At 72.0% G+C, this 25,822-nt stretch carries 23 protein-coding genes and 1 pseudogene; 8 read left to right on the forward strand and 16 right to left on the reverse strand.

What is annotated here, in order from left to right:
• Positions 1-143: pseudogene (locus ACPT94_RS01845) on the forward strand (IS630 family transposase); the annotation flags it as partial.
• Positions 144-448: 305 nt separating this feature from the next.
• On the opposite strand, the gene ACPT94_RS01850 reads toward ACPT94_RS01845, so the two are convergent.
• The 5 genes from ACPT94_RS01850 to ACPT94_RS01870 all read right to left on the reverse strand — a co-directional run bounded on the left by ACPT94_RS01850 (position 449) and on the right by ACPT94_RS01870 (position 5,701).
• Positions 449-859 (reverse strand): RidA family protein, encoded by a 411-nt coding sequence (locus ACPT94_RS01850; protein ID WP_360331032.1) that lies wholly within the window; start codon positions 857-859, stop codon positions 449-451.
• Between the two features lie 65 nt (positions 860-924).
• Complete coding sequence (locus ACPT94_RS01855) at positions 925-1,524, reverse strand: GTP-binding protein (RefSeq protein ID WP_360331029.1); 600 nt, start codon at positions 1,522-1,524, stop codon at positions 925-927.
• A complete protein-coding gene (locus tag ACPT94_RS01860; RefSeq protein ID WP_360331027.1) occupies positions 1,511-1,951 on the reverse strand; it encodes a DUF742 domain-containing protein in 441 nt (146 codons plus the stop codon). Before ACPT94_RS01860 ends, ACPT94_RS01855 begins: the two co-directional genes overlap by 14 nt.
• A gap of 49 nt (positions 1,952-2,000) precedes the next feature.
• Positions 2,001-2,477, reverse strand: a complete 477-nt coding sequence (locus tag ACPT94_RS01865; RefSeq protein ID WP_360331024.1) for a roadblock/LC7 domain-containing protein — start codon at positions 2,475-2,477, stop codon at positions 2,001-2,003.
• Positions 2,474-5,701, reverse strand: a complete 3,228-nt coding sequence (locus tag ACPT94_RS01870; RefSeq protein ID WP_425244917.1) for a sensor histidine kinase — start codon at positions 5,699-5,701, stop codon at positions 2,474-2,476. Before ACPT94_RS01870 ends, ACPT94_RS01865 begins: the two co-directional genes overlap by 4 nt.
• 317 nt (positions 5,702-6,018) lie before the next feature.
• Between ACPT94_RS01870 and ACPT94_RS01875 the strand changes: the two genes are divergently transcribed.
• On the forward strand, positions 6,019-6,975 hold the full coding sequence (locus ACPT94_RS01875) for an ABC transporter substrate-binding protein (RefSeq protein WP_360331019.1): 957 nt from the start codon (positions 6,019-6,021) through the stop codon (positions 6,973-6,975).
• Between the two features lie 10 nt (positions 6,976-6,985).
• A complete protein-coding gene (locus ACPT94_RS01880) occupies positions 6,986-8,734 on the forward strand; it encodes an aromatic amino acid ammonia-lyase (protein WP_425244918.1) in 1,749 nt (582 codons plus the stop codon).
• A gap of 13 nt (positions 8,735-8,747) precedes the next feature.
• Here ACPT94_RS01880 and ACPT94_RS01885 read toward each other — a convergent pair whose 3' ends face one another.
• Positions 8,748-10,118, reverse strand: coding sequence for a glycoside hydrolase family 43 protein (locus ACPT94_RS01885; RefSeq protein WP_425244919.1), 1,371 nt, complete (start codon positions 10,116-10,118; stop codon positions 8,748-8,750).
• 228 nt (positions 10,119-10,346) lie between these two features.
• On the opposite strand from ACPT94_RS01885, the gene ACPT94_RS01890 reads away from it, so the two are divergent.
• Positions 10,347-10,763 carry an ankyrin repeat domain-containing protein gene (locus tag ACPT94_RS01890; RefSeq protein WP_360331011.1) on the forward strand — a complete coding sequence of 139 codons (417 nt, stop codon included), beginning with the start codon at positions 10,347-10,349 and terminating at the stop codon, positions 10,761-10,763.
• 38 nt (positions 10,764-10,801) lie between these two features.
• Here the strand turns inward: ACPT94_RS01890 and ACPT94_RS01895 are convergent, their stop codons facing one another.
• The 8 genes from ACPT94_RS01895 to ACPT94_RS01930 all read right to left on the reverse strand — a co-directional run bounded on the left by ACPT94_RS01895 (position 10,802) and on the right by ACPT94_RS01930 (position 18,492).
• Positions 10,802-11,401: a GTP-binding protein gene (locus tag ACPT94_RS01895; RefSeq protein ID WP_360331008.1), complete on the reverse strand. Its 600-nt coding sequence runs from the start codon at positions 11,399-11,401 to the stop codon at positions 10,802-10,804.
• On the reverse strand, positions 11,388-11,747 hold the full coding sequence (locus ACPT94_RS01900) for a DUF742 domain-containing protein (RefSeq protein WP_360331006.1): 360 nt from the start codon (positions 11,745-11,747) through the stop codon (positions 11,388-11,390). The genes ACPT94_RS01895 and ACPT94_RS01900 overlap by 14 nt, the downstream gene beginning before the upstream one ends.
• A gap of 1 nt (position 11,748) precedes the next feature.
• On the reverse strand, positions 11,749-12,183 hold the full coding sequence (locus ACPT94_RS01905) for a roadblock/LC7 domain-containing protein (protein ID WP_360331004.1): 435 nt from the start codon (positions 12,181-12,183) through the stop codon (positions 11,749-11,751).
• An 11-nt stretch (positions 12,184-12,194) separates the two neighbouring features.
• On the reverse strand, positions 12,195-15,134 hold the full coding sequence (locus tag ACPT94_RS01910) for a sensor histidine kinase (protein WP_425244920.1): 2,940 nt from the start codon (positions 15,132-15,134) through the stop codon (positions 12,195-12,197).
• Between the two features lie 74 nt (positions 15,135-15,208).
• The gene (locus tag ACPT94_RS01915; RefSeq protein ID WP_425244921.1) at positions 15,209-16,222 is read right to left on the reverse strand and encodes a substrate-binding domain-containing protein; all 1,014 of its coding nucleotides are present in this window, start codon (positions 16,220-16,222) and stop codon (positions 15,209-15,211) included.
• Between the two features lie 304 nt (positions 16,223-16,526).
• Positions 16,527-17,324: an SAM-dependent methyltransferase gene (locus ACPT94_RS01920; protein WP_425244922.1), complete on the reverse strand. Its 798-nt coding sequence runs from the start codon at positions 17,322-17,324 to the stop codon at positions 16,527-16,529.
• 80 nt (positions 17,325-17,404) lie between these two features.
• The gene (locus tag ACPT94_RS01925; protein ID WP_360330993.1) at positions 17,405-17,827 is read right to left on the reverse strand and encodes a DUF6114 domain-containing protein; all 423 of its coding nucleotides are present in this window, start codon (positions 17,825-17,827) and stop codon (positions 17,405-17,407) included.
• Positions 17,824-18,492 carry a DUF6230 family protein gene (locus ACPT94_RS01930; protein WP_360330991.1) on the reverse strand — a complete coding sequence of 223 codons (669 nt, stop codon included), beginning with the start codon at positions 18,490-18,492 and terminating at the stop codon, positions 17,824-17,826. The genes ACPT94_RS01925 and ACPT94_RS01930 overlap by 4 nt, the downstream gene beginning before the upstream one ends.
• 658 nt (positions 18,493-19,150) lie before the next feature.
• Here ACPT94_RS01930 and ACPT94_RS01935 point away from each other — a divergent pair.
• Positions 19,151-19,789, forward strand: coding sequence for a Tat pathway signal sequence domain protein (locus tag ACPT94_RS01935; protein WP_360330988.1), 639 nt, complete (start codon positions 19,151-19,153; stop codon positions 19,787-19,789).
• A gap of 36 nt (positions 19,790-19,825) precedes the next feature.
• Here the strand turns inward: ACPT94_RS01935 and ACPT94_RS01940 are convergent, their stop codons facing one another.
• The gene (locus tag ACPT94_RS01940; protein ID WP_360330986.1) at positions 19,826-20,758 is read right to left on the reverse strand and encodes a lytic polysaccharide monooxygenase; all 933 of its coding nucleotides are present in this window, start codon (positions 20,756-20,758) and stop codon (positions 19,826-19,828) included.
• Positions 20,759-21,125: 367 nt separating this feature from the next.
• Here ACPT94_RS01940 and ACPT94_RS01945 point away from each other — a divergent pair, with 367 nt between their 5' ends.
• Positions 21,126-22,934, forward strand: a complete 1,809-nt coding sequence (locus tag ACPT94_RS01945; protein ID WP_360330983.1) for a S8 family peptidase — start codon at positions 21,126-21,128, stop codon at positions 22,932-22,934.
• 198 nt (positions 22,935-23,132) lie between these two features.
• Here ACPT94_RS01945 and ACPT94_RS01950 read toward each other — a convergent pair whose 3' ends face one another.
• Positions 23,133-23,783, reverse strand: coding sequence for a ScbR family autoregulator-binding transcription factor (locus ACPT94_RS01950; protein ID WP_360330980.1), 651 nt, complete (start codon positions 23,781-23,783; stop codon positions 23,133-23,135).
• Between the two features lie 181 nt (positions 23,784-23,964).
• Between ACPT94_RS01950 and ACPT94_RS01955 the strand changes: the two genes are divergently transcribed.
• Positions 23,965-24,867: a ScbA/BarX family gamma-butyrolactone biosynthesis protein gene (locus tag ACPT94_RS01955; protein WP_360330977.1), complete on the forward strand. Its 903-nt coding sequence runs from the start codon at positions 23,965-23,967 to the stop codon at positions 24,865-24,867.
• A gap of 70 nt (positions 24,868-24,937) precedes the next feature.
• Complete coding sequence (locus ACPT94_RS01960; protein ID WP_360330974.1) at positions 24,938-25,588, forward strand: ScbR family autoregulator-binding transcription factor; 651 nt, start codon at positions 24,938-24,940, stop codon at positions 25,586-25,588.
• Positions 25,589-25,822: the final 234 nt, after the last annotated feature.

The following is a 25,822-nucleotide window of genomic DNA, read 5'->3' on the forward strand; positions in this document are numbered from 1 at the left end:
TCCACGCGCTGGAGAAGGACATCCGCAGCTGGATCGCCATGTGGAACACCGATCCCAAGCCCTACGTCTGGACGAAGACCGCGGACGAAATCCTCGAACGCCTCGCCAGTTATCTGAACAGAATTCCTGACTCAGAAGACTAGGGCCTGTTGCGAAAGTGGCGTCGTCGCCCGAAGGGCGGCCGCGCGCCCGCCGCGGAGCGGCTGATGTCGCCGTCGGTGCGTGCTCTCGGCGTGCCGCCCGGAAGCCCTCGTACTGGGCGTACTCGGGCTTTCGGGCGGTGCGGCGAGTGGGGGCACCTCCCACGCCCTTCAGGCAGTGGGGGAGCGTGCCGGGCGTCGCGCGGCAGGCACCACTTTCGCAACAGGCCCTAGGTCTGTCGTGCGGATCACGCCGCAGACGTGCGTGCCGGGCCCCGCGACGCCGGGGTGATCCGAACGCCAGGGTCCTAGGGGGCCGGTCGCACCGCCACCGCGTCCACCTCGAAGAGCATCCCCGGCAGGGCGAGCGAGGCGACGCCGCTGAGCGTCTGCGCCGGCAGGCGCTCGCCGAACCGGTCGTGCAGCGCCTTGCCGAGGACCTCGAGCCTGCCGGGGTCGTGGTCGACGACGAACGTGCCGAGCCGCACCACGTGTTCGTAGCCGAGGCCGACCCCTTCCAACGCCGATCGCAACCGGTCGAAGGCGAGGTCGACCTGGGCGGCGAAGTCCCCGGGTACGGGCGCGCCGGCGGCGTCCGAGGCGTACTGGCCGCCGATGAAGACGAGTTCGCCGGGCGCCGACACGGCGTGGCTGTAGCCGAAGGGCGTGGGGTCGTGCAGGGCGGCCGGGTTGGTGATCGTGCGCTCGTCGTGAGTCATGTCAGCGGCAACCGGCGTACGGATCAGGGGTATTCCCCGCGTACGCCCGTTCGCGAGGCGGCCCCTCACCCCTGCGTACGGGCCAGCGCCTGCTCCAGTACGACCAGCAGCGCGTCCCGCACCGAGCCGCGTTCGCGGGCGTCGAAGACCAGGACGGGGACGCCGTCCGACACGTCGAGGGCCCAGCGGACCTCCTCCAGGGTGTGTTCGACATGGCCGTCGAAGGCGTTGACGGCCACCGCGAACGGGATCCCCCGGTGCTCGAAGTAGTCGACGGCGGCGTAGCAGTCGTCGAGGCGGCGGGTGTCGACGATGACGAGTCCGCCGACCGCGCCCTCCACGATGTCGTCCCACATGAACCCGAACCGCTCCTGCCCGGGCGTGCCGAACAGGTACAGCTTCAGCGTCGGGTCGATGGTGATGCAGCCGAAGTCCATCGCGACGGTGGTGGTCGTCTTGCGCGGGGTGTGGCTGAGGTCGTCCACGCCCGCCGCGACCTCGGTGATCGCCGCCTCGGTGGTCAGCGGCTCGATCTCGGAGATCGCGCCGACGGCGGTGGTCTTGCCCACGCCGAAGCCGCCCGCGATCACCAGTTTCACCGGCAGCGGCGGCCGTACGGCGGCGCGGCCGGCGGTGTGCCGGACGAGCGGTTCAGTCGGAGTCACGGAGTACCCCCCGGGAGTCGGGGATGGCGCGGAGGCCATCGATGAGCCTGCGCAGGACGGACGCGTCATGGGTGACGCCGGAGTCGGGCACGTGCACCGACAGCTGCCCGGCCGCGCGCAGGTCCTCGGCGAGGACCCGCACCACGTTCAGGTGCAGCCGCAGCCGGGCCGCGATCTCCGCGATCGACTGCGGCACCCGGCAGGCGGCGACGATGTCGTGCTGCTCGAAGGAGAGCCGGTCGAGCGCGTCGAGGCCGGTGGCGGTGGCCACCAGCTGGGTCTCGACGGGCATCGGCCGGCCGGACGCGGCCTCGCCCGCGCCCGCCACCCGGCCGGCGGTGACCAGGAAGGGCCGGACGGCGGGCGCGGGGCCGACCGGTACGACGCCGTCCTCGCCGGCGCCGCGCGGAGTGCGGCCGTCCGCCATCGGTGGTTGGTTTCCTCTCTGGACCGGCGGTCTGTACGGTGACGGCCCGTCAGCGTGTCCTGGTGGCGCCGACGCTGTTCTTCAGCTCCAGCACCAGCTGGGGGCTGAGCGCGGCGCCGGCGCGGTTGGCGAACACGGTCATCTCGTAGGCGATGTTGCCCAGCTTGGCCTCCTTGTCGGTGACCACGCCGAGCACGGCGCCGCTGCCGATCGCGGAGACCAGGACGTGGCCGCCCTCCAGATCGATGATGACCTTGTTCAGGCCGCCCAGGCCGTAGTTGCCGGAAGCGCCCGCGGCCAGGCTGGTGATGCCGGAGACGATCGCGGCCAGCCGCTCGGAGTCGGCGTGCTCGCGCAGCTCCGACACGGCGATCAGCAGGCCGTCGGAGGACACCGCGATGGCGTCCACGACCCCGGCGGTCTCCGTGGCGAAACGATTGAGCAGCCAGGTGAAGTCGGCTGCGGCGGCCCGCAGGTCGGTCGGCGTGGCGTCTCCCGAGGGAGTCTCACCTGTCGACGTGCTCACTGCTCGGCTCCTTCCGGAAGGCTGTTCTGGTGGTGCGGGGGACTCCGGTGGTCATTGCGGTCGTCCCGGTGGTCCCGGTCGTTGTGCTCGTCGGTGCGTGGCGCAGCGGGGCGCGGATGCTCCCCCGTGCCGCCCCCGGTGTCCCGGTGGGCCCGCTCCACGGCCGCCTCGAACTCCTCCAGCGCACTGCGCACGGCGTCCGCGTCGGCGGGCCGCACGGTACGCCGCGCGGCCTGCTGCGCGGCCGCGTCGACGGTCGTCCGCAGAGTGGCACCACGGACCCGACGCCGGAGGGGACGGGACTCCGGCGCGGGGGCGCCGCCCTCGGCGGCCCGCGCGAGGGCGCCGGTTCCGGTGCTGGTGTCGGTTCCGGGGACCTCGCTCCCGCGGGGCGCCGCCCCCACGGGGCGCGTCTCGGCGCGGACGTGGGCCGGGGGCCGGGTGGTGCGGGGCTCGGCGTCCGGGGCGCCTTCGGCGGGGCGTGCGGGGGTGTCCGTGCCGTGGGCGCGGGGCGCGGGCACTCCGGCTAGCGTCCCGGTGCCCTCGGCGGGCCGGTCAGGGGCGCCGGTCCCGTGAGTGTGGGCCGCGGGCTCTCCCGCCGCCGACCCGGTAGGAGCCTGAGCCGTACGGTCACCGGTGTCCGCTCCGGTACGGGCGGTGGGCGCGGGTTCGCCGGTGTCCGCCCCTGTACGGGCCTGAGCCGGGCCCTCCCCGGCGTGCGCTCGGGGGCGGGCGGTGGGCGCGGGCTCGCCGGCGTCCGCCCCTGTACGGGCCTGAGCCGGGCCCTCCCCGGCGTGCGCTCCGGTACGGGCGGAGGGCGCGGGCTCGCCGGCGTGCGCTCCGGTACGGGCGTGAGCCGGGGCCTCGTCGGTGGTCGCTCCGACGCCCGGCTGGATGGGGGCCGGTTCGGGCTTCGGTTCGGCCTCGGCGTGGGGGCTGGGCTCAGGCGTGCGGTCGTGGGTCGGGGGCTCCTCCGGGTGAGGGGCCGGGTCGCGACGGGGGATTCGGCGGGGGAGGGCGGCCGGTTCCTGGTGGTCGGCGGGCTCGGCCGGGGCGGAGACCGCGGGGGACGGGCCGGCCGCGGGAAGCGCGGGGCGGGCCGGCGCGGCCGGCAACGCGCCGGGGGAGTCCGGCGAGGAGCCGGTGCGCGCGGCGGACGCCGTCGGGGCGTCGGTCGTGGCGCCGGAGTGCGCCGAGGCCGGGAGGGACGGCGGGCCGGCCGCGGCCCCCAGCGCCCCGACGCCGCTCAGCGTCAGCAGCAGCGTGGACGGGATCGTCACCTCCGCCGTGACACCGCCGCCCGGCGTGCGGGAGAGGGCGACGCCGATGTCCCAGCGGCGGGCCAGGGCGCCGACCACGAACAGGCCCAGCACCTTCGTCGGGACGAGGTCGAGGCGCTCGCGGCGCACGAGGCGGGCGTTCTCCTCGGCGAGGCGCTCCGCGCTCATGCCGAGGCCGTGGTCGGCGACGGTGATCGTCGCTCCGTCGGCGCCGTGGTCGACCGCCACCTCGACGGGGCTGCCCTCGGGCGAGAACGACACCGCGTTCTCCAGGAGTTCGGCGATCATCAGCGTGAGGTCGCCGATGATGTCGGGCTCCACCATGACCTCGGTCCCGGCGCGCAGCCGTACCCGCTGGTAGCCCTCGATCTGGCCGAGCGCCGCGCGCACCACGTTGGTGAGGGCGGTCGGACCGGCGTCCAGGACGGTCTCGCGGATGCCGGCCAGCAGCATCAGGCTGTCGGCGTTGCGGCGCAGCCGGACCGCGATGTGGTCGATGGAGTAGAGGCGTTCGAGCAGCGCGGGGTCGGTCTCGCCGCGCTCCACCGCGTCGATCAGCGCGAGCTGGCGTGTCGTCAGGTTGCTGACGCGGCGGCCGACGTTGCCGAACATCTCGGCGACGTTGCGCCGGCTGAGCACCTGGCGTTCCAGCAGAGCGGCCGCGCGCGTCTGGACGTTGTTGAAGGCCTCGGCGAGCTCACCGATCTCGTCGTCCGCGGTGACCGGCAGCTCGCGCAGCCGCGGCGGTCCGCTCTCCTCGGCGTCGTCGTCGGCCACGCGGGCGAGCTCGCGCCCGGCGACGTCGGCGACCTCCTGCGCGGCACCGGTCAGGGCCAGCACCGGGCGGATCACGGACCGGCGCACCAGCACCGCGAAGGCGATCCAGACGGCGAAGCCGAGCAGCGCCAGGCTCAGCAGCAGGCCCGCGCGCCACTGGGCGCCGTCAGCGGCGTCGTCGGCCCGGTCGGCGATCTGGCCGATGAGCGAGCTGGTGATCTTCAGCCGGGTCTCGGCCTGCTCGTTGTAGTGGTGGTACGAGTCGAGCGCCTGACGGAACGCCGCCCGGATCTCGGCCGTGGACTCGGCCTGCAGGTCGCTGGGGTCGACGGCGAGTTCGGCGAAGTGCTGGCCGATGACGGCGTGCGCGGAGTTGTGCTCGATGTCGCCGAGTTCGTCGGTCTGCTCCTCGGTGGCGAACCGGGCGAAGCGCTCGGTCTGGTAGGTGTACAGCTCGTGGGAGCCGACCGCGCCGGTGAACTCGATGAGGGCGTTGCTGTCGCCGGTGCGCGCGGAGAACACGCCGGTCTCGAAGGCGCCGTGCGCGGCGTCGGCGCGCAGCAGCGAGTCGAGCAGGTTGCCGGTGAAGGTGGTGGCGAGCGCGGAGTTGCGGTCCAGGCCGAGGCCGTCGATGAGGCCGTCGGCGGCGCCCGCGTAGGCCGGGTCGATGTTGTCGGCGGGCAGATAGCCCTGCTCGATGGTGGCCCGCAGACCGGCGAGGCCCTCGATCTCCCGCAGGGCCTGCGCCTCGGTCTCCGGCAGCCGGCCGCCGAAGGTCTCGCGCACCTTCTGGATCTGCGTGTCCACGGCGAGCTGGGCCACCCGGTAGGCGTTGGTGGAGGGCGTGCCCCCGTCGAGGGACGCCTCGTGCCGTACGGAGAGCAGGATGGCCTGCTGGTGCTCGGCCTGCACGTCGGCGACCAGCTGGGCGACCTGGGTGCTGTCGCGCACCAGGCGGGCCGTCTCCTCGGCGCGGTCGGACTCCCGGAGCAGGTCGACGATGAGGTACGCCAGCAGCAGGGCGATCACCGTCAGCGGCACGCCGACGAGGAGGTTCAGCTTGCGCTGGAAGGGCCACCGGTCGGCGAAACCCCGCAGACCCCGGCGGGCGGACGAGACTGCCGAGGAAGCCGAACGAGCGGGCGCGTCCACCGTGTTCGTGGACACCGAGCCTCCTTCATGGGGGGTCGTGCAGACTGCGCGCCGCTGTGGCCGGCGTCAACTTCCGTGACACTATCGCTTCTTCGTGGGGCCCAGCGCGTCGCCCTAAGTCAAGAATCGATTACGAAGCGCCGATCGATCAGTACACAACTGGCCACCAATCGAAGCCAATCGGTAACCCGGCGGCACTTGACTGATCAAGAAGTGGGTGGATTGGATCAGGCCAGAGCGCTTCAGTTCCTTGCCGCTCTCCTTCATCTCTCCTCATTCCTCTCTCTTCCTCTCCCTCTTCTCATCGCCCCCCAGAGCCCGGAACGGGAACCGTGACTTCCAACGCCCAGAGCAGCAGGTCCTTCAGGAACCACCCCGGTGCGGCGGCCGTCGCCCTCGCCGCGATGACGGCCCTGCTGGCGGGTTGTTCCTCCTCCGACGACAACTCCGACCCGCTCGCCGGGGACAAGGCGGACGGCAACACCGTCGTCGTCGGCTCCAACAACTTCGCCGAGAGCATCCTGCTCGCCGACATCTACGGCGAGGCCCTCAAGGCCAAGGGCATCAAGGTGTCCTACAAGCCCAACATCGGCAGCCGCGAGACCACGTACGGCCTGCTCAAGAACGGTTCCATCACCGTCCTGCCGGAGTACAACGGCTCGCTGCTGGCGTACCTCGACCCGAAGGCCGAGCAGAAGTCGCTCGAGACGGTCAACGCCGCCGCGAAGGCCAAGCTCGACTCCAAGCTGACGCTGCTGGAGTCCTCTCCCGCCGAGAACAAGGACTCCGTCACGGTCAACCAGGAGACCGCGAAGAAGTACGACCTCACTGCCGAGTCCACCCTCGCCGACCTCAAGGACGTCGCCCCGGACCTGGTCCTCGGCGGCTCGCCCGAGTTCCAGACCCGGCAGCAGGGCATGGTCGGCCTGGAGTCGGTCTACGGGCTGAAGTTCAAGTCCTTCAAGGCCCTCGACGCCGGCGGCCCGCTCACCCAGGCCGCGCTGAAGAAGAACACCGTGCAGGCGGCGGACGTCTTCACCACGGACCCGACCATCACCAAGGAGAAGTTCGTCGTCCTCAAGGACCCGAAGAACCTCTTCGGCTTCGCCAACGTGACCCCGCTGGTCTACAAGAGCGGGCTCTCCCAGGAGGGCGTCGACGCGCTCAACTCGGTCTCCGCCAAGCTCGACACCAAGACCCTGCTGGACCTGGACTCCCAGGTGCAGCTGGAGAGCAAGGACCCGCTGGACGTCGCCAAGGCGTGGCTGAAGTCGGTCGGCCTGGGCTGACGCACCGCAGTTGGACACCACGGCACCCGGACCGGCCCAGGACACCAGGGTCGTCCTGAACGGCACCACCCTCACCGTCGGTGAGCTGATCGCGCTCGCCGACGGTGCGGCCGTGCCCGCCGTGGCCCCCGAGGCCCGTGAGCGGGCCGTACGCTCCTGGCACACCGCCCAGCGCCTCGCCGCCGCCGGCCGGCTCTACGGCCGCGGCACCGGCGTCGGCGCCCACCGCACGGTGACCGTCGACGCCGACGACGAGACCGCGCACGGCCTGCGTCTCCTGCGCAGCCACGCCGGCGGCGCCGGCGCCCTCCTCCCGGCCCGCCAGGTCCGCGCCATGCTCGCGATCCGCGCCAACCAGCTCCTCGCCGGCGGCTCCGGCATCCACCCCACCTTCGTCGACGCCCTCACGGAGGCCCTCCGCCTGGGCGTCCACCCCGCCGTCAACGAGTACGGCGCCGTGGGCACCGGCGACCTGACGGCCCTGGCCCAGACCGGCCTGACCCTCCTCGGTGAACGCCCCTGGCTGGACGGGCGGCCGGAGAACGGACGGGTCGGCCGGGCGGTCGGCCGCCCGGGCGACCCGGGCGGTGATCCCGGCGGTGGGCCGACCGGCCGGCCCACCGCCGGACTGTACGACTGGCTGGACGACCGGCCGGCGGACCGACGGGCCGTCGGCGCGGACACCCGCCCCGCCGACGGCACGAGCGGCGGGCCGTTCGCCGGCTCGGGCGCCGGGGCCGACCTCGGTCCGGCCGGTGGCGTGGAGCCCCGCTCCGGCGCCGCGTCGCAGACCTCCGCCGGCATCCCGCCCGACCGCCTCCCCGCTCCCGTCACCCTCCGCCCCGGCGACGCCCTCGCGCTCCTCAGCAGCAACGCCCTCGCGCTCGGACAGGCCGCGCTCGGGTGGCACGGGCTCGATGTGCTGCTGCGGGCCACGCACGCCGTGGCCGCGCTGTCGCTCGCCGCGGTCTCCGGGTCACCGGAGGCGTACGCAGCGCCCGTGCACGCCCTGCGGCCCTACCCCGGCGCGGCCCGCGCGGCCGGGGAGGTACGGCGGCTGCTCGGGCTGCCCGACCGGCCCTCCGGCGCCGGCCGTCGTATACAGGACCCCTTCGGCTTCCGTGCCTTCCCCCAGGTGCACGGCTGTGCCCTCGACGCCGCGCAGCGGCTGCGGGAGGTCGTCGAGGTGGAGGTCAACTGCCCCTCCGAGAACCCCGTGGTGGTCCCCGACGGCACCGCGGCCTACCACCACGGCGGTTTCTTCGCCGCGCCCCTCGGTCTCGCCCTGGAGGCCGCGAACTCCGCCCTGCTGCAGACCGCCCAGCTCTCCGCCGCCCGCCTGGCCGCACTCGGCGACCCCGGTCTGACCGGCCTGCCCGGCTTCCTCGCCGCGGGCCCGGCGAGCAGCTCCGGCACGATGATCCTGGAGTACACCGCCAACTCCGCGCTCGCCGAGCTGCGTTCGTGCGCGGTCCCCGCGTCCGCCGGGCACGTCGTCCTCTCGCACGGTCTGGAGGAGGCCGCCAGCTTCGCCGGCCAGGCCGCGCGTCAGACCCTGCGCACGACGGACGCCTACGTCACCGTCCTCGCCTGCGAACTCGTCACCGCCGTACGGGCCTTGCGCCTGCACGTCGTACCGCCGGCGGTCCCCGCCTTCACCGTGGCGGACGCCGTCCTCCCCGGCGGCACGGAGGACCGCCCGCTGACGGGGGACGTGACGGCGGCCGCCGAACTGCTTGCGGTGCTCGCGGAGCTGTGAGGCGGAACCCGGCTCAGTAGCCGACGTAGAACGTGGCGTCCTGCTTCTCGGTGGTCGTCGAGACGGGGTCGATGCGCAGGACGTAGTTCGAGTGCCGGATGTAGCGGGTCGGGTTGTTGTACGACCGGAACGACGACCAGTTCGCGTCCGCCAGGCCCGCCGTACGGTAGAAGGTCGCGTCCGCCGCGAACGTCGACGTGCCGTCGTTGACGTCCAGCCGGAGCTCGTAGTTGTAGTGGCGCAGGTAGCGGGTCGGGTAGTTCACCGACTGGAAGGACACGCCCGAGCCGTCCGCCAGGCCGGGCACCAGCTTCCACTGCGAGTCGGTGTAGAGGTCGAAGGGGTAGGTGTCGATGCGGCCGACGTAGTTGGCGTGGCGGACGTAACGCGCCGGGTAGTTGTACGACTTGAGCCGGTTCCAGGCCGGCGCTCCCCACTTCGCGACGAGGTTGTCGTACACCGTCGAGGTGATCGGCTGGATGCCGCAGTGCTTGGAGTTGACCGGCTGGGTGTACAGGCGCTGGTCGAGCGGTGTCCAGGTGCCGGCCGCGAGGTCGGTGCTCTGCCAGGCGTAGAAGACGCCGTTCGGCGTGTAGGTGTCCCCCCAGAGGTACCAGGCGTTGGACGTCAGGGACTTCACCACCGTCGGCGCCTCGGTGCCGCCGTGCGCGGCAGGGGTGCTGAAGGGGGTGAAACTGCCCGGAGCGAGGGTGGTGGAGCGTGCGCCGACCAGCGTCTGGTCCTTCTTGAAGTAGAGGTAGTTGACCCCGTTGACGCCCACGGTCAGGTTGCCGTCGATCACGTCGTAGCCGGGGTCGAAGAAGACCTGCGGTGCGGAGACGGTGACGAAGTCGGTGGTGTAGTTCACCATGATCACGTTGTGGCCGCTGGAGTTGACCGACGAGTAGAGGATCCCGTACTGGCCGCGGCCGGCGTCCCAGAAGGCCTCCGGTGCCCAGCTGTGGGTGATCATGTCGTGCAGCTTGAGGCGGTGATAGCCGGTGAAGGTGCGCAGGTCGGCCGAGTTCCAGACGTGGACGTACTGGCTGTTGTAGCTCCAGTCGGTGCCCTTGAGGTCGGTGGCGAGCACCACGAAGGTGCCGTCCTGCTTGCGCAGGACGAACGGGTCGCGCAGGCCGCCGGCGCCTTCGGTGGGCGTGACCACCGGGTTGTTCTGGTTCAGCGGCATCCACTGCAGCCCGTCCCTGCTGACGGCCAGGTGGAGGCCGTAGTCGGTGCCGAGGCCGAGACTGGTCGACTCGGTGAAGTAGGCCATCACGTACGCCGAGTCGGCCGCGTGGGCGGCCGGGGCGCCCAGGGTCAGGGCCAGGGGGACGGAGGCTGCCGCGCCGAGGAAGAGACGGCGGGACGGGTTGGGGGTCATGTGCTCTCCACGGGGGTGTGCGGGGGCCGTTGGGCGCATGGAGGAGTGGGGAGGCGTCCGGGATGTCGATATCTCGAACACGGTTCGGAGAACCGGTCAGAAGGTAGGGGTCTGAGGGGGACAGGTCAATCACTGGGACACGCTTGGCGGTTTTCCGCCTTCAGGCTGTGCGCGAACCATGGAAAAATCCGGCGATCTCCTCGCGGGGAGGCTCTAGTCTCGGCGGCCGTGAACAGAAGACGGCAGAAGAAACTGACGAAGCGTCTCGTGGCGGCGGCGATGTTCGGCGAAGGCCGGGACGTCGACGCGCTGCTGCGCGCCGGAGCCGACCCGGCGAAGGCCGACACCGACGGCCGCACCCCGCTCTACGCGGCCTGCGTCCACGGCGCCGCCGACACCGCCCGCCGCCTGCTCGCGGCCGGCGCCCCGCCCGACGCGGAGAGCGGCGGCCTCGGATCGGAGGGCACCCCCCTGTGCGCGGCCGCCTGCTGGGGCCACCTCGAGACGGTCCGCGCCCTCCTCGACCACGGCGCCGACCCCGACCTCCGTGAGGACCACGGCACCGGGCTGACGCCGCTGGAGTGGGCGACCGCGGGACCGCACCCGGAGACGGTCGCCGTGCTGCGCGCCGCGGGGGCCCGCTGACGTGCGTCTCGGGCGCGGCCGACGGCCGGGACCCGCAGTCAGCGTGCCGGGCTCGGGCGGGGATCGGCGTCCGCGATCAGCCGGTCGATCAGCGCGATCAGCACGTCCCGGCACGACTCCCGCTCCCGCGCGTCGCACAGCAGCACCGGAACGTCCGCCGGCAGCGCCAGCGCCTCCCTGATCTCCTCCACCGGATAGGGGTGCAGTCCGTGGAAGCCGTTGACCCCGACCACGAACGGGATGTTCCGGCGCTCGAAGAAGTCGATCGCGGCGAAGCTGGACTCCGGTCTGCGCACGTCGACCAGGACCACCGCGCCCAGGGCACCGATGGCCAGGTCGTTCCACATGAACCAGAACCGCTGCTGACCTGGGGTGCCGAAGAGGTACAGCACCAGGTCGTCGGCGATGGTGATCCGCCCGAAGTCGAGGGCCACGGTGGTGGACCGTTTCTCCTCGATGCCCTTCAGGTCGTCGATGTCCAGCCCGGCGACGGTCAGCGGCTCCTCCGTGCGCAGCGGCGTGATCTCACTGACCGAGCCGACCATGGTGGTCTTGCCGACGCCGAAGCCGCCCGCGATGAGGATCTTCACCGCGTCGGGCGCCGCGACCGTCCCGTCGGTGGGATCAGATCCGGCCAAGGCCGTCCCTCACTTTCTGCAGCAGCTCCAGGTCCGGGTTACCGGGCACGACGGGACGCGGCGGCCGGGCCGTGATCCAGCCCGCCTCCAGCAGATCGCAGAGCATGATGACGACCACGCTCACCGGCAGGTCCAGCCGGGCGGCGAGCTCCGCCACGGCGACCGGCCGGGCGCACAGCCGCAGGATCCGGGTGTGCTCCGGCTGCGGCCGCGCGGTCCGTTCGGGCGGTGGGTCCACCGCGGTCACCGTCGTGATGAGCGTGAAGTCGGCGCGGCTCGGCCGGGTCCGACCACCGGTCAGGGCGAACGGCCGGACGAGCCGGCCCGCTTCGTCGCCTCCGCTCACCTCACCCGCCGTGGGTGCGCGCGGCGGGACCGACACCGGTCCGCGGCGCCGCGCTGAGGTGCTCGCCGATCTTCTTCACCAGCATGTTCATCTGGTACGCCACCACGCCGACGTCCGCGTTCGAGCCGGCCAGCACGACGAGATGGGCACCGGGACCGGCGGAGGTGAGGATCAGGTAGCTCTTGGCCATCTCGATGAGCGCCTGGCGCACCGGGCCGCCGCGGAAGTCCATGCTGACGCCCTTGCTGAGGCTCATCAGGCCGGACGCGGTCGCCGCCAGCCGTTCGGCGTCCTCACGCGTGAACCCGGTGGACTTGCTGACCACCAGCCCGTCCTCGGAGAGCACGACGGCCTGGTTCACATCGGCGACCCGGTCCACCAGACCGGTGAGCAACTGGTCGAGCTGGGTGTTGGTGGCGGGGATGGAGTGTGTCATCGCGGTGTCCTTCATGAGCGGTCGGCGGGCGGTGTCGTGGTCGGGGAGGTGCCCGCGGCGGTGACCGGCGGGCCGGAGTCCGGCACGGCCGACTCCTCGGGGCCGGACGGCGGCACGTCGTCGTCCTCGCGTGCCCGCAGCGTGCCGCGCTGGAAACCACCGAGGGAGGAGGCGGCGCGCTCGGCGGTGAACTCGTCGGGGAAACCGTCTTCCTCGGCGGCCGCGGGCTCCTCGCGCAACTCGGCGGCAAGGCTGGTCTGCGGCACCCGGCGGGGCAGCGGGGCGAGACCGTGGGGACGAGTGAACACGGCCCCGGCCGTCGCCCCCGCCAGCGCGGACGCCCGGACACCGGCACCGGCGGGGACGACCGGCGAGTCCGGCGTGCCCGTGGAGTCCGGCGTGCCTGGCGTGGGGTCGCCTTCCCCGGCCGGGGTGATGGGGGTGCCGGGTGTGTCGGGGGTGTGGGGGTCGCTCGGTTCGGGGACGGCTGTCCGGGCCGGACTGACCGGGCTGCCCGGTCCGTTCACGGTGTCCGGAGCGCTCGGCGTGGGGACGCCTGCCCTGGCAGGGGTCACCGGCGAGCCCGGCTCGGGGCTGGGCGCACCGGGTACGAGCGTCGGCGAGGCGTCGGCCGGGTCCGGCGTACTGTCGGCCGGGGCCGGCGAGTCGTGCGCCGGTGTTGACCTGCGGCGTACCGGCAGGGGCGAGGTCCGTTCGGAGCCGGGCCTGCTGTGTTCCGGCTCCGGGGCGGACATGTCCCGCGCCGGGTCGGACGCCCCCCGTGCCGGGTCGGCGTCGACGCGCCGGGCCGGGCCGGACGGCTCCGTGGACGTGTCCCGTGCCGGGCCCGTGACGCGTCGCGCCGGGCCGGACGGCTCCTGTACCTCGCCCGGTGTCTCCTGTGCCTCCCGCGGTGCGGCCGACGTCTCCCGTGCCGCCTCGGGCGCGGGCCGACCGGCCGACGCGAGGTCCGTCTCCGGCGCGTCGGAGACGCCGGTCGCCGGGGAACCGGAGGCAGGTGTCTCGCGGACCACGATGTCGTGCGGGACCAGCACGATCGCGGTGGTTCCGCCGTACGGCGAGGAGCGCAGCGTCACGGTGATGCCGTGCCGGGTGGCCAGCCGGGCGATCACGAACATGCCGAGCCGCAGGTCGTCGGCGAGCGCCACCACGTCGAACTGCGGCTCCACCGCCAACTGCGCGTTGAACGACGCGTAGTCCTCCTCGGACAGGCCGAGGCCGCGGTCCTCGACCTCGATCGCCAGGCCCCTGGCCACCTGTGCCGCCCGCACCCCGACCGGGTTCGGCGCCGGCGAGTAGGAGGTCGCGTTGTCGATGAGCTCGGCCAGCAGATGGATCACGTCCGCCACGGCGGGCGGCGCGATGGACACCTCCTCCTCGGTGTGCACCTCCACCCGCCGGTACTCGGCGACCTCCCCGACGGCGCTGCGCAGGATGTCGACCAGCGCGACCGGTTCCGACCAGCTGCGTCCGGGGCGGCCGCCGCTGATGATGACGAGGTTCTCCTCGTAGCGGCGCAACTGGCTCGCGGTCGAGTCCAGTTCGTACAGCCCCTGGAGCACCTCCGGGTCCTGGTGCTGCCGTTCCAGCGCGTCGAGCTTGCTGAGCTGGAGGTTGACCAGGTTCTGGCTCTGCCGGGCGATGCCCAGGATGACCTTCTGGAAACCGCGCCGCGTGTCGGCGAGTTCGACCGCGGTGTGCACGGCGGTGCGCTGCGCCGTGTTGAACGCCGCGGCCACCTGGCCGAGTTCGTCGCCGCCGTAGTCCAGCGGCGGAGTCGCCGAGTCCACGTCGACAGTCTCCCCCCGGTCCAGCCGGGCCACCACATCCGGGAGCCGTTCGTGCGCCAGGCTCAGCGTGGCCATCCGCAGCCCGCGCAGCCGGCGGGACAGCGAGCGGGTGATCCGCCAGGACATGCCGACGCACAGCAGCAGGGCGACGAGGCCGCCGGTGCTCAGCGAAGCGGCCTTGATCAGCAGCCCGCGCGCGTCCTGCGCGCTGTTGTGGAGCAGCGACCCGGTCTGCTGCCGGATCAGTGCCGAGTACTCGTCGGAGACCTCGATGAGCGCGGCGCGCCACTCCTTCTGCACGTCCGGCAGGACGACGTCGCCGTTCTCGCTCTGGTTCGCCCGGGCCGCGAGCACCCGGTCCTCGACGGACTCGATCGTCTGCCACTCCTTGCTCTGCAGGATCCTCTCGGTCTGGGTCTTCGCCGAGCCGGTGAGCGACGGGACGATCTGGTCCTCCACGAGCCAGCGGCGCGCGTGCACCGTCTGTGCGAAAGCGGCCCACTCCTTCTCGTCCATCCGCCGCTTCGGCCCGGACAGGGTGAGGTGCAGGTCCTCCTCGGAGACCAGTTCGGCCGCGTGCTCCAGGGCGACGAGCGGCCCGGCCTGCGAGGTGAGGTCGCCGTCGTCGACCTGGGACAGCGCCTGGAAGGCGTGGATCTGGTCGTCGATGATCGAGGTGTACTGGTCCAGCGCCTGCGCCGGGGTGATGTTGGTGGGGTCGTCCACCTGACCCCGGTAGTACTCCAGGCTGCCCACGGAGGCGACGACCGAGTACATCCGGTCCCGGACACGGGCGGGCGCCCGCTGGATGTCGTCCGACCGGGCCACCAGCTGGGCGACCGCCGCGTCGGTCTTCTTCCGCTGTGCCTCCAGCGGGGCCCGGGTACCGGCGGGCGTGGCCAGCCACACGGCCGACAGGCTGCGCTCCTGCTGCAGCGCGAGCGTCGCCTCGGTGCCCATGGCACCGGTCGCCCGGCTCAGTTCGGTCTGTTCGCGCAGCCGCAGTCCCTCCGAGAACATCTGGATCGTCGTCACACCCCACATCGCGGCGAGGGTGACGCTCGGCACCAGCGCCAGGAGGATCAGGGAGAGACGTATGGAGCCGAGACGGCGGCGCCGGGCACCTGTCCGTGGAGACATGGTCGTCCTTGGGGCGGTCAGCGGGGGAAGCGGGGGCGGAGGAGCGGGGGACGGGGAACGGGGGAACTGTCCGGTCAGCGGGTTCCGTTGGCGGCGAACCGGGCTACCGCGGCGACGTTGGTCTTCGTGACGAAGGCGGGGCCCGTCAGGACGGGGGCCACACCGCCGCCGCTGAGGTTGCCGTTCGTCCTGTAGAGCCAGAGCGCGTCCACGGCGAGGTAGCCCTGGAGATACGGCTGCTGGTCCACCGCGAACTGCACACTGCCGTCGCGGACGGCCCCGACCACATTCTTGTCGATGTCGAAGGTGGCGACCTTGGCCTTGCTGCCCGCCTTCCCGGCCGCCTTCACCGCGGCGAGCGCGAACTGCGCGCCGTTGGTGACGACCTCGTCGATGTCGGGGTCCTGCTGGAGCGTCGCCGTCACCGCGGCGGTCATCGCGTCCATGTCGGTCCCGTCGACGTAGAGCATCCTGGTCTCGCCGGCGAACGTCTTCTTCACGCCCGCGCAGCGCGCCTCCAGGGCGACATTGCCCCGCTCGTGGATGACGCACAGGGTGTCCTTCGCGCCGAGCTCGTCGAGTTTGTCACCGACGGCGCGGCCCGCGACGCTCTCGTCCTGGCCGAAGTACTCCATGATTCCCGCGGATTGCCACGCGTCGATACCGGAGTTGAGGCCGACCACGGGGATGCCGGCCGCCCTGGCCTCGGCCACCGGGCTCCTCATCGCCTGCGGCTTGGCCAGGGTCACCGCGATGCCGTCCACCTTGTAGCGGATCGCGTCCCGCACCAGCGCGGCCTGTCCGGCGGCGTCGGAGTCGCTGGTGTAGGTCAGGTCCACGCCGTCCTTGGCGGCCGCGGCCTCGGCGCCCCTGCGTACCAGCTCCCAGAAGGCGTCGCCCTTCGCGCCGTGGGTGACCAGGGCGACCTTGAGCCGGGCGCCCGAGCGGCCCGCCGCGTCCGTGTCCGCGCCGGACGCCGTGGCGCCGGAGCAGCCGGCGAGGAGCAGACAGCAGGCCGCGGCCAGGGCGGTCAGGCGCGCGGATCTCAGGGAAGCGGGGGACGGGGGAGCGGGGAGGGGAGTGTTCATGGGGGGCTGCACCTCGCTGGGCGGCAGAGCAGGAGGACGGAGCGAGCGCCGCCGGAGCGAGGGGTGTGCACCGGCGAGAGGCTTTCGCTGGCTCGGAGCCAACCGTGTGTGACCGCCGGTAGTCAAGTGAACAACCACTTGGGGTGAGGTGCTGCTGCCGCATTGTGATGTGGAACGGGGCCGGACGGGCCGAGGAGGGGGATTTCCGCAGGTGAATTGAATGATCGTCAATCTCTGCGGGTGCGTCGGCCGCGGTCGTCGATCTCCCCGGGGCCCGCCGGCCGCCGTCTCCCGTCGGCCGGAGTCAGGGCTTGCGCGCCACTGCCCCGTACATCGCGATGTCCTCGTCCCGCTCCACCTCGGTGCCGGTCCCGTCGGGGCGCCACCGGTGGACCTGGACGATGCCCGGGTCGACGAGGTCGAGGCCGGTGAAGAACTCCGCCGCCTCCGCGTGGGTGCGCAGCCGCATCGGCATGCCGCGCGCCGCGTACTCCCGGGCCACCCGGCCCACCTCCTCCGGCGCGAAGTCGGCGGTGCCGATGGACATCGCCAGACAGCTGCCCGACGGCAGCGGGTCCAGGAGACGGCGGACGATGCCGACGGCGTCGTGCTCGTCGAGCAGGAAGTGGACGATCGCGATGACGGTGAGCGCGACCGGACGGTTGAGGTCCAGCGTCGCACGGAACTCCGGGGCCGCGAGGATCCCCGCCGGATCCCGCATGTCCGCCTCCAGGTACGCCGTCCGGCCCTCGGGCGTGCCGGCCAGCCGGTCCCGGGACAGGGCGAGGACGAGCGGGTCGTTGTCGACGTACACCACCCGGGCGTCGGGGGCCGCCGCCTGGACGATCTCGTGGAGGTTGGGGGAGGTGGGGATGCCGCTGCCGATGTCGAGGAACTGGCGTATCCCCGCCTCCCGCGCGAGATGACGCACCGCGCGGTGCATGAAGTCGCGGTTGGCCCGCATGTGCACCGGCAGGGCGGGCCACTCCCGGCACATCGCGTCCCCGGCCTCGCGATCCGCCGGAAAGTGGTCCTTGCCGCCGATGATGTAGTCGTAGATCCGCGCGGAGTGCGCCGTCTCGGTGTCGATGTCGAAGTCCATGCGGTTCAACCTTCCACTCTGCCGCGGTGGTTGAAGCGCGAACCGGGAATTCCCCGACACCCGGTGCCGGCCGGTACGGCTCAGGCCGGTTCGCCGGCCTTCGGCAACGGCATGACCTTCTGGGCCCGTGCCTCCTTGCGCCGCCGCAGCAGGCTCCGGCGCGGCTCCTGGTCGGGCAGCCATCCGAAGGCCAGGCAGCTGCCCACGACCCCGAGGAGCAGTCCGATCAGGAAGCCCCCGAGGTTCGAGGTGAGCCAGGTGCCCAGGGAGAGCAGGACGCCGATGATCGAGTAGAAGAGGCGCTGCGTCGGGTTGAACAGGATGAGCAGCCCGATCAGCGCCATCAGGGTCGGCAGGAGATAGCCGGCCAGCCCCTGCATACCGATGTGCAGGATGACCGGCAGCGGTGCCTTCATGGTCACCAGGATCTCCGTGCCCCCCAGGACGAGCAGCAGCCCGCCCGGGAAGGGCCGGCGCCCCTTCCACTGCTGGAAGCGGTTCACTGCGGGCAGCCCTTGCTGCTGAACCGCATGTGCAGGTCCGGCAGCTTGAAGACGGCCGCGGTGGCGGCGTAGTTGTGCTGGTAGAGGTCGGTGATGACGACCTTCTCCGCCTGCTGGCCGTAGACGCCCGGCATGCCGCGGGTGTCGACCTTGTCGAAGGTGCTGGCGTCGCGGCCGATCTCGATGTTGTTGAAGGCCGCGTTGCCGGTGATCTCGTCGGAGTCGATGGCCAGGTTCTCCACGCCCACCTTCGTGCCCTTGTTGCCGGCCGTCAGGACGAGCTGGATGCCGCCGAGGTCGACGCTCTGGCAGAGGTTGGTCAGCTTGCCGCTCTTCACCACCGAGGTGACGACCAGCACGTCACCGCCCGTGTCGCCCTGGTTGGGGCTGTTCTCGATCATGTGGTCCAGCGAGCCGAACTGCGCGAAGCCGTCGCCTTCGAGCTTGTCGGCGGTGACCACGAACGGCATTCCGGAGATCGCGAACTGCACACCCAGGGCTCCCTGGGCGGTGAGGACGGCGAGGGTCGCGGCGGCGAAGGTCGCGGGCACCGCCATCACGGCGGCCCGGCGCAGCCGGACCCGGCCGTGTCTTTCTGCGGAACCGCTTTCTGGGTTCTCGGGGGTGTTCTCGGCGGACGACGTGACGTCCGAGGACGAGGCCATGTCTGCTCCCATGGGCATAGTCATGCGGTTGGGCTTCGTGGCACGTTGTCCTGGCGCGGACAGCGGCTGTCGCGCACGCCTCCTCACAACTCCCGGAGCTCGTAAGGGCTTGCTCGTTACGCGTCAGTAGCCAACGAGGAAGTTACCGATGGTTACAGCCAAGGGTCAAGGGAGATGTGGAAAAAGGGTGTTCATTGTGCGCCACCTGTGCTCCGGCCTTCGCGCCGGCCCGCTCGCATATATCTGTCGGCTCATCAACTTCCTTACAGAGCCTTGACGTTGCCTGAATTCCAGGTCTACAACTCTCGTGGCTCAGCCCGGATCCGTGGCGCCGGATCCGCAGCGCGGCGAACACGTCCGCGCGCTCCCGGACCCGGTCCGGCCGTCGGTCGCCGACGGCCGGACCACCCGCCAGGACGGGTGCACCGGCCCGGGCATCCAGCACGGGCCTTCACGCGTCCCGAGTCCGATCCCTCCACGGCGCCGCCCACGGCCGCTTCCCCCCTGCCGGCCGTGTCCGACGCCCTTCCCGCTGCCGGTCCGTCACGTACGGAGAAGGCGTGACGGGCCGGTACCGGCGGACGCCGACTCGCGCCCCGACCCCCCACGATCATCAACTCCCCCGCTTTACCCCCCACTTGAGAAATGAGGCACCCTCATGCGCATCCGCTCCCTCCTCGCCGTCGCCGGCACCGCCGCCGCCCTGTCGCTGACGGCGGCCGTCCCGGCCTCGGCGGCCGACCCCGCGGTCCTGACCACCGCCAACGGCGACGTCGCCGTGGGCGACACCCTCGAGGCGTCCCTTGCCGCCGGCACCAACGCCACGTTCTACTCCAGCGCCACCGGCACCAGCGGCGTCTCCTGCGCGTCGTCCAACTTCTCGGCCACGGTCACCTCCAACCCCACCGCACCCGGCACCGCCACCGAGTCGCTCACCGCGCAGAACTTCACCAACTGCACCTCGAACGTCCTCGGTGTGCTCGGCGTCACCAGCATCACGGTCAACAACCTTCCGTACACCGTGGCCGTCTCCTCCGACGACACGGTCAGCGTCTCGGCGTCCGCCGGCAGCAGCATCCGCACCACGGTCGTCCTGCGCACCCTGCTGGGCAGCGTCAACTGCGTCTACGAGGGCGCCAGCCTGGCCGGCACGGCGGGCGACGCCGACAACAGCATCGCCTTCGCCAACCAGCAGTTCACCAAGGTGAGCGGCTCGTCGCTCTGCTTCGCCAACGCCTTCTTCAGCGCCAAGTACGCCCCGGTGACCTCCGGCGGCGCTGCCGTCGTCGTCAACTGAGCGACGTAGACCGACCGGTCGTCGTACCGGGGTGGTTCAGCGCCGTCGCAGACGCAGGACCAGGGCGGCGCCGCCGGTGAGCACCAGCACCGCCGCGGCGCCGCCCGCCAGCATGGGCGCGGACGGCCCGGACGTCCCGGAAGCGGACGCCACCGGGCTGCTCGCGGGCGTGGCCGCGGCGGCCGAGCCCGGTGTGGCCGCCGCCGGGCTCGCCGCGGCCGTGGTGGGCGTGGCCGAGACCGACGGGCCGCCGGACGGACGCTTCGGCGTCGCGGACGCCGCGGCCGCCGCGGACGCCGACGGTGAGGGGGACTTCGCGGCCGCCGCCTCCGGGAACACCACGTCCGAGCACGAGTAGTACGTGTCCGGCGTGCTGCTGTTCTGCCAGATCGTGTACAGCACCTGACGTCCCGTCCGGTCCGCGGGCAGCTTCGCCGTGATGCGGTAGGCGCCGTCCGTCAGCGCCGGGTCCCTGACCTCGGCGAACGGCCGCTGCGGCAGATCGTCCCAGGTCAGTGGCTGCGAGGGATCGTAACCCTGTTTCGTCAGATACAGCTTGAACGTGCCGGTGTGCGGGATCGTCGAGACGTACGTCATCCGCAGCGTCCCGCCCGGTGTCAGCCGGGTCGACGGCCAGTCGGCGCGGGCCAGGTCGAGGCCCCGGTAGCCGGGCAGACCGCCGCTGCACAGCTGCCCGTCGGGGACGGTCTGCCGGTCGCGGCCGTTCACGTTCGCGATGCGCAGGTTGTCCCAGGCGGTGAACGGGCCGCCGTTGGCGGCGGCGGCGGCCCGGCAGGCCGCCGAGTCCGACGGCGCGCCGCCGTCGGGGGAGCAGGCGTACACCCTGCTGACCGGGTCCGTGGGCGCGCCGTGCGCCTGTGCGGGGCCGGCGGCCGACAGTCCCAGCAGGAGCGGGCCCAGGGTGGTGGCCGCCAGGGCGGCGGTGCGGTGTGCGGTGGTGCGGGGCATCGGGGACGTCTCCTCGGCCGGCGCGGAAGGGTCTGCCGTGCAGTACGGGCAAAGGGCCCGGCGCGTTCAGTACACCGACGCAGCGGACGTCACCCCAGCAAACCGGGGCATTCGCAGCCGAGTCGCCGTCGTCAAGGGTGACTTTCCGGCCGGATCGAGGGCGGATCGAGGGTTTCCCCTGTATCCGAATGACTGTTCCTCTGCCTATCGTTCCTGCCACAGCTGACCCACAGGTAACCCCTCCGGGGTCGGCACCGCGCCTGGCCGGCCATTGCGTTGCTCCTCGATTCACCCCCCGCCGCTTCGATGACGAAGCGAATCGACCGCCGCTCCGCGCTGCCCGGAGCAGGCCACGAAAGGCACGCCCTTGCGCACCTCACCCGCCCTGAGACGGAAGCTGATATCCGTCGCCGCGGTCTCCGCGGCCCTCCTCACCGCAGCCTCCACCGCCTCGGTCGCCGCCGCCCCGGACAGCGACCCGCAGGCCGCCGCCGTCCCGGCCGCCCAGACCGAGGCCGCGCCCGGCACCCCGGCCGAGCGGCTGATCGTCGGCTACAAGTCCGGCGCCGAGGAAGCCAAGTCGAACCCGGCCGCCGAGGCCGACGCCGCCGCCAAGGGCAAGGAGGCCGGCGAGGACGTCGACTTCCAGCGCCGCCTCGGCACCGGCGCCGCCCTGGTCGACCTGGGCGAGAACGTCACCCGCGCCGACGTCGCCGACGTCGTCGCCCGGTACCAGGCCGACCCGCAGGTCGCCTACGTCGTCCCGGACCGCCTGAACACGCCGAAGGCCGACCCGAACGACACCGAGTACACCAAGCAGTGGGACCTGTTCGAGACCACCGCCGGCATGAACGTGCCCGGCGCCTGGAACACCACCACCGGCACCGGCGTCACCGTCGCCGTCATCGACACCGGTTACGTCACCCACTCCGACCTCGCCGCGAACATCGTCGGCGGCTACGACTTCATCGCCGACACCGCCGTCTCGGTGGACGGCGACGGCCGCGACAGCAACCCGGCCGACCCGGGCGACTGGTACAACGCCAACGAGTGCGGCTCCGGCATCCCGGCCAGCAACTCCTCCTGGCACGGCACCCACGTGGCCGGCACCATCGCCGCCGTCACCAACAACAACAAGGGTGTCGCGGGCATCGCCTACGGCGCGAAGATCTCCCCGGTCCGCGTCCTCGGCAAGTGCGGCGGCTACGACTCCGACATCATCGACGCCATCACCTGGGCGTCCGGCGGCACCGTCTCCGGCGTGCCCGCCAACTCCAACGTCGCCAAGGTCATCAACATGAGCCTCGGCGGCGACGGCGCCTGCACCTCGGCGACCCAGAGCGCGATCAACGCGGCCGTGAACCGGGGCACGACGATCGTCGTGGCCGCCGGCAACGAGAACGACAACGTCGCGAACCACTCGCCGGGCAACTGCAGCAACGTCATCTCGGTGGCCGCGACCAACCGCAGCGGCGCGAAGGCGTCCTACTCCAACTACGGTTCCCTCGTGGACATCTCGGCGCCCGGCGGCCAGACCAGCACCGGCACCGCGAACGGCATCCTGTCCACGCTGAACTCCGGCACCAAGACGCCGTCCACCGAGAACTACGCCTACTACCAGGGCACCAGCATGGCCACCCCGCACATCGCGGGCCTGGTCGCGCTGGTGAAGTCGGCGAACTCCTCGCTGACCCCGGCCCAGATCGAGTCGGCGATCAAGTCCAACGCCCGTGCCCTGCCCGGCGCCTGCTCCGGCGGCTGCGGCGCGGGTCTGGCGGACGCCGCGAAGACGGTGCAGGCGGTGAGCGGCTCCGGCGGCTCCACGGGGAGCACCACCTTCACCAACACCACCGCGGTCAACATCCCGGACAACGGCTCGGCGATCGAGTCCTCCATCGCGGTCAGCGGCCGCAGCGGCAACGCCCCCTCGACTCTCCAGGTCGGCGTGGACATCACCCACACCTACCGCGGTGACCTCGTCATCGACCTCGTCGCCCCGGACGGCACGGCGTACCGCCTGAAGTCCTCCAGCACCTCGGACTCCGCGGACAACGTCGTGACCACCTACACGGTGAACGCCTCCAGCGAGGTCGCCAACGGCACCTGGAAGCTGCGCGTCCAGGACGTGGCCGCCCAGGACACGGGCCGCCTCAACAGCTGGAAGCTGACCTTCTGAGCGTCGTCGTGACCCCGGCATGAACGGGCGGGCCGACCGGTGTGGATGGACACCGGCCGGCCCGCCTCGCGTCTGTTTCCCCCGCTGTTTCCCCGGCGGTTCCCGCAGCTGTTGCTTGTTTCTACAGCGGTTTCCCCGGGCGAGTTTCCACAACCGTTTTCGACGAGCGCCACGGAGCGCTGGGAGTGCCAGGGAGTGCTACGAGGCCGCGCGCTCCTCCAGGGAGGCCAGCACCCGCTCGCCCCGGTCGGCCCGGGCGTCCAGGCCGGGCAGCAGACCGGGCACCGCGATGCTCGGCAGTATGTGCGCCCACATCACCGACAGCCGCTCCCCGAGGTCCGCGCGATCCGTCAGCGCCCGCGACATCAACTGGATCCCGGTGAACGAGCCCACCAGCAGCTCCACCGTCTCCCGAGGCTTCACCGTCGGCAGCAACTCGCCCCGCTCCCGCGCCAGCTCCAGCAGCTCGGTCAGCCGCTTCGCCCACTGCCGGAACGGCTCCCCGTGATCCACGCCGGACGGCGTCTCCTGGTCCACCGCCAGCCGCACACTGCCCCGCAACAGGGCGTTGCCCAGGAGCCGTTGGCCCACCACGAACGTCATGTCGACGATCTCCTGCAGCTTGCACGGCTGCGGCGGAACCGCGCCGAAGGGCACCTGCTCGTTGAGCACCGCCTGGGCGAGGGACTCCTTCGACGCGAAGTGGAAGTACAGGGCGCCTTTGGTGACCTCGGCGCGCTCCAGGACCATGGCGATGGTGGTGGACGTGTAGCCGTGCTCGTCGAAGACCGCGCCGGCCGCTTCCAGGATCGCCCTGCGCGTCCTGATCGCGCGCTCCTGTTTCGCCATAAGAGCCCCTTCACGGCACCGAGTTGGCCGATGACCCCGCGATCGTGAGCGGGTCCGGCCCGATCATAGGATGCCGTCGACTGATCTCATTGAAAACAAACCGGTCGCCTCGTACTCTAACGCTCACCGGAGCAGACGGTTCGCCGTCCACCGTGGCCTTCGGGGGACCGTAGGGAGAGACATGACTCGACCGCGGCAGCTTGCCGACGCTCCGTCCCTGACCGCAACCGTTCCACGTCAACTCGTGCACCGCGCCGCCGTCGCCGAGACCTTCCTCACCGGCTGGCGGCGCACCGGGACCGACCGCTTCTCGGTCTCCGCCCAGTGGCCCCGGGCACACGGGTTACACGTGTCGCCGGACTGGTCCGCGTACGACCCGCTGCTCGTCGTGGAGACGATCCGGCAGAGCGGCACGCTGATCACCCACACCGAGTACGACGTACCCCTGGACCATCACTTCGTGCTCCAGGAGTTCCAGGTCGGCACGGTTCCGGGGCGGTTGGAGGTCGGCCCGCTGCCGGCCGAGCCGGAGGTCCAACTCGTCTTCACCGACGTCCAGTACCGCGGCCGCCGCCCCGCCGCCGCCCGCTACACCGCGCAGGTCCTGCGCGACGGCGACCGTGTCGCCACCGCCGACGTCGCCTTCACCTGCGTGAGCGGGCCCGTCTACCGCAGACTTCGCGGCGGCCGCACCCCGGCCACCGTGGCGGCCGTGCCCGTCCCGCCCGCGCTGCCCGCGGCCGACGTCGACCGCGCCCTGCCCTCCGACGTCGTCCTCGCCGCGACCGACCGGCCCGCCCGCTGGCAGTTGAGAGTAGATACCGCTCACCCCGTTTTCTTCGACCATCCCCTGGACCACGTCCCCGGCATGCTCCTGCTGGAGGCCGCCCGCCAGGCGGCACGGCTGAGAACCGGCGACGAGCGGTCCCCGGTGGCCTATCACGCGCGCTTTCACCGGTACGCAGAACTGGACGAACGCATCTGGATCGAGGCGAAGGGGGGGCGCGGAACGGACATACAAGTCCGGGGGAAACAGGGGGAGTCCACGGTATTCGAGTGCCTGGTCGGTACCGCCGCGCGGTGACCTGGTGTTTACTGGGGGTCAGAAACAAACGGCATGACCCGTTCTTTCCCGGCCCAGGAGATCCCAGGCGATGGCGAGGCAGTTACGCGCCGAACAGACCCGCACGACGATCATCACGGCCGCGGCCGACCTGTTCGACCGGCACGGCTACGAGTCGACCAGCCTCAGTGACATCGTCGAGCACGCCCATGTCACCAAGGGCGCCCTCTACTTCCACTTCGCGGCGAAGGAGGACCTGGCCCACGCGATCATGGAGCTGCAGTCCCAGGCCTCGCGCAGGGTCGCCTGCGAGATCGACGACCGGGGCTACCCCTCCCTCGAAGCGCTGATGCGCCTCACCTTCGCCCTCACCCGGCTGTCGGTGGAGGGCCCCGTCGCCCGCGCCGGCCTGCGGCTCGCCACCGGCGCGGTCCCGGTCCGGCCGCCCGTGCCGCACCCGTTCACCGAGTGGCTGGACCTGATGTCCCGTCGGCTCGTGGGCGCGGTCAAGGAGGCCGACATCCATCCGGACGTCGACGTGGACGCGATCGCCCACTCCCTGGTCTGCTTCTTCGTCGGCACCCGCGTGGTGGGCCGCTCCCGCGAACCGAACACCCGCCTCCCGCGCCGCATGGCCGAGATGTGGCACGTCCTCATCCGCGGCCTGGTCCCGGTACCGCGCCGCCCGCGCTATCTGAGCCTCGCGGCGCGGTTGGAGCGGGAGGTCATGGCGGTGGTCTGAGGCGGGGGTTCTGTTCAGGAGGGGCCTCGTCCAGGACGGGGGCCGTCCTGGACGAGGCCGGCGCCACCCCCGCGCGGGCGGGGGGCGCGCGGGTGGCTCGGCCTGAGCGGCGGACGGGGGCATCGGGCGGTCACGACGGGGCGGTATGGGTCCGGCACGGCTACGGGGGGCAGTCGTCCGGGTCGCGGTCGCCGCGCGGTCGGCGGTGGACGGGCCCGCTGACGGTGGGCGCCG

It is taken from the genome of Streptomyces aurantiaciflavus (assembly GCF_049808595.1).
Classification (GTDB): domain Bacteria; phylum Actinomycetota; class Actinomycetes; order Streptomycetales; family Streptomycetaceae; genus Streptomyces.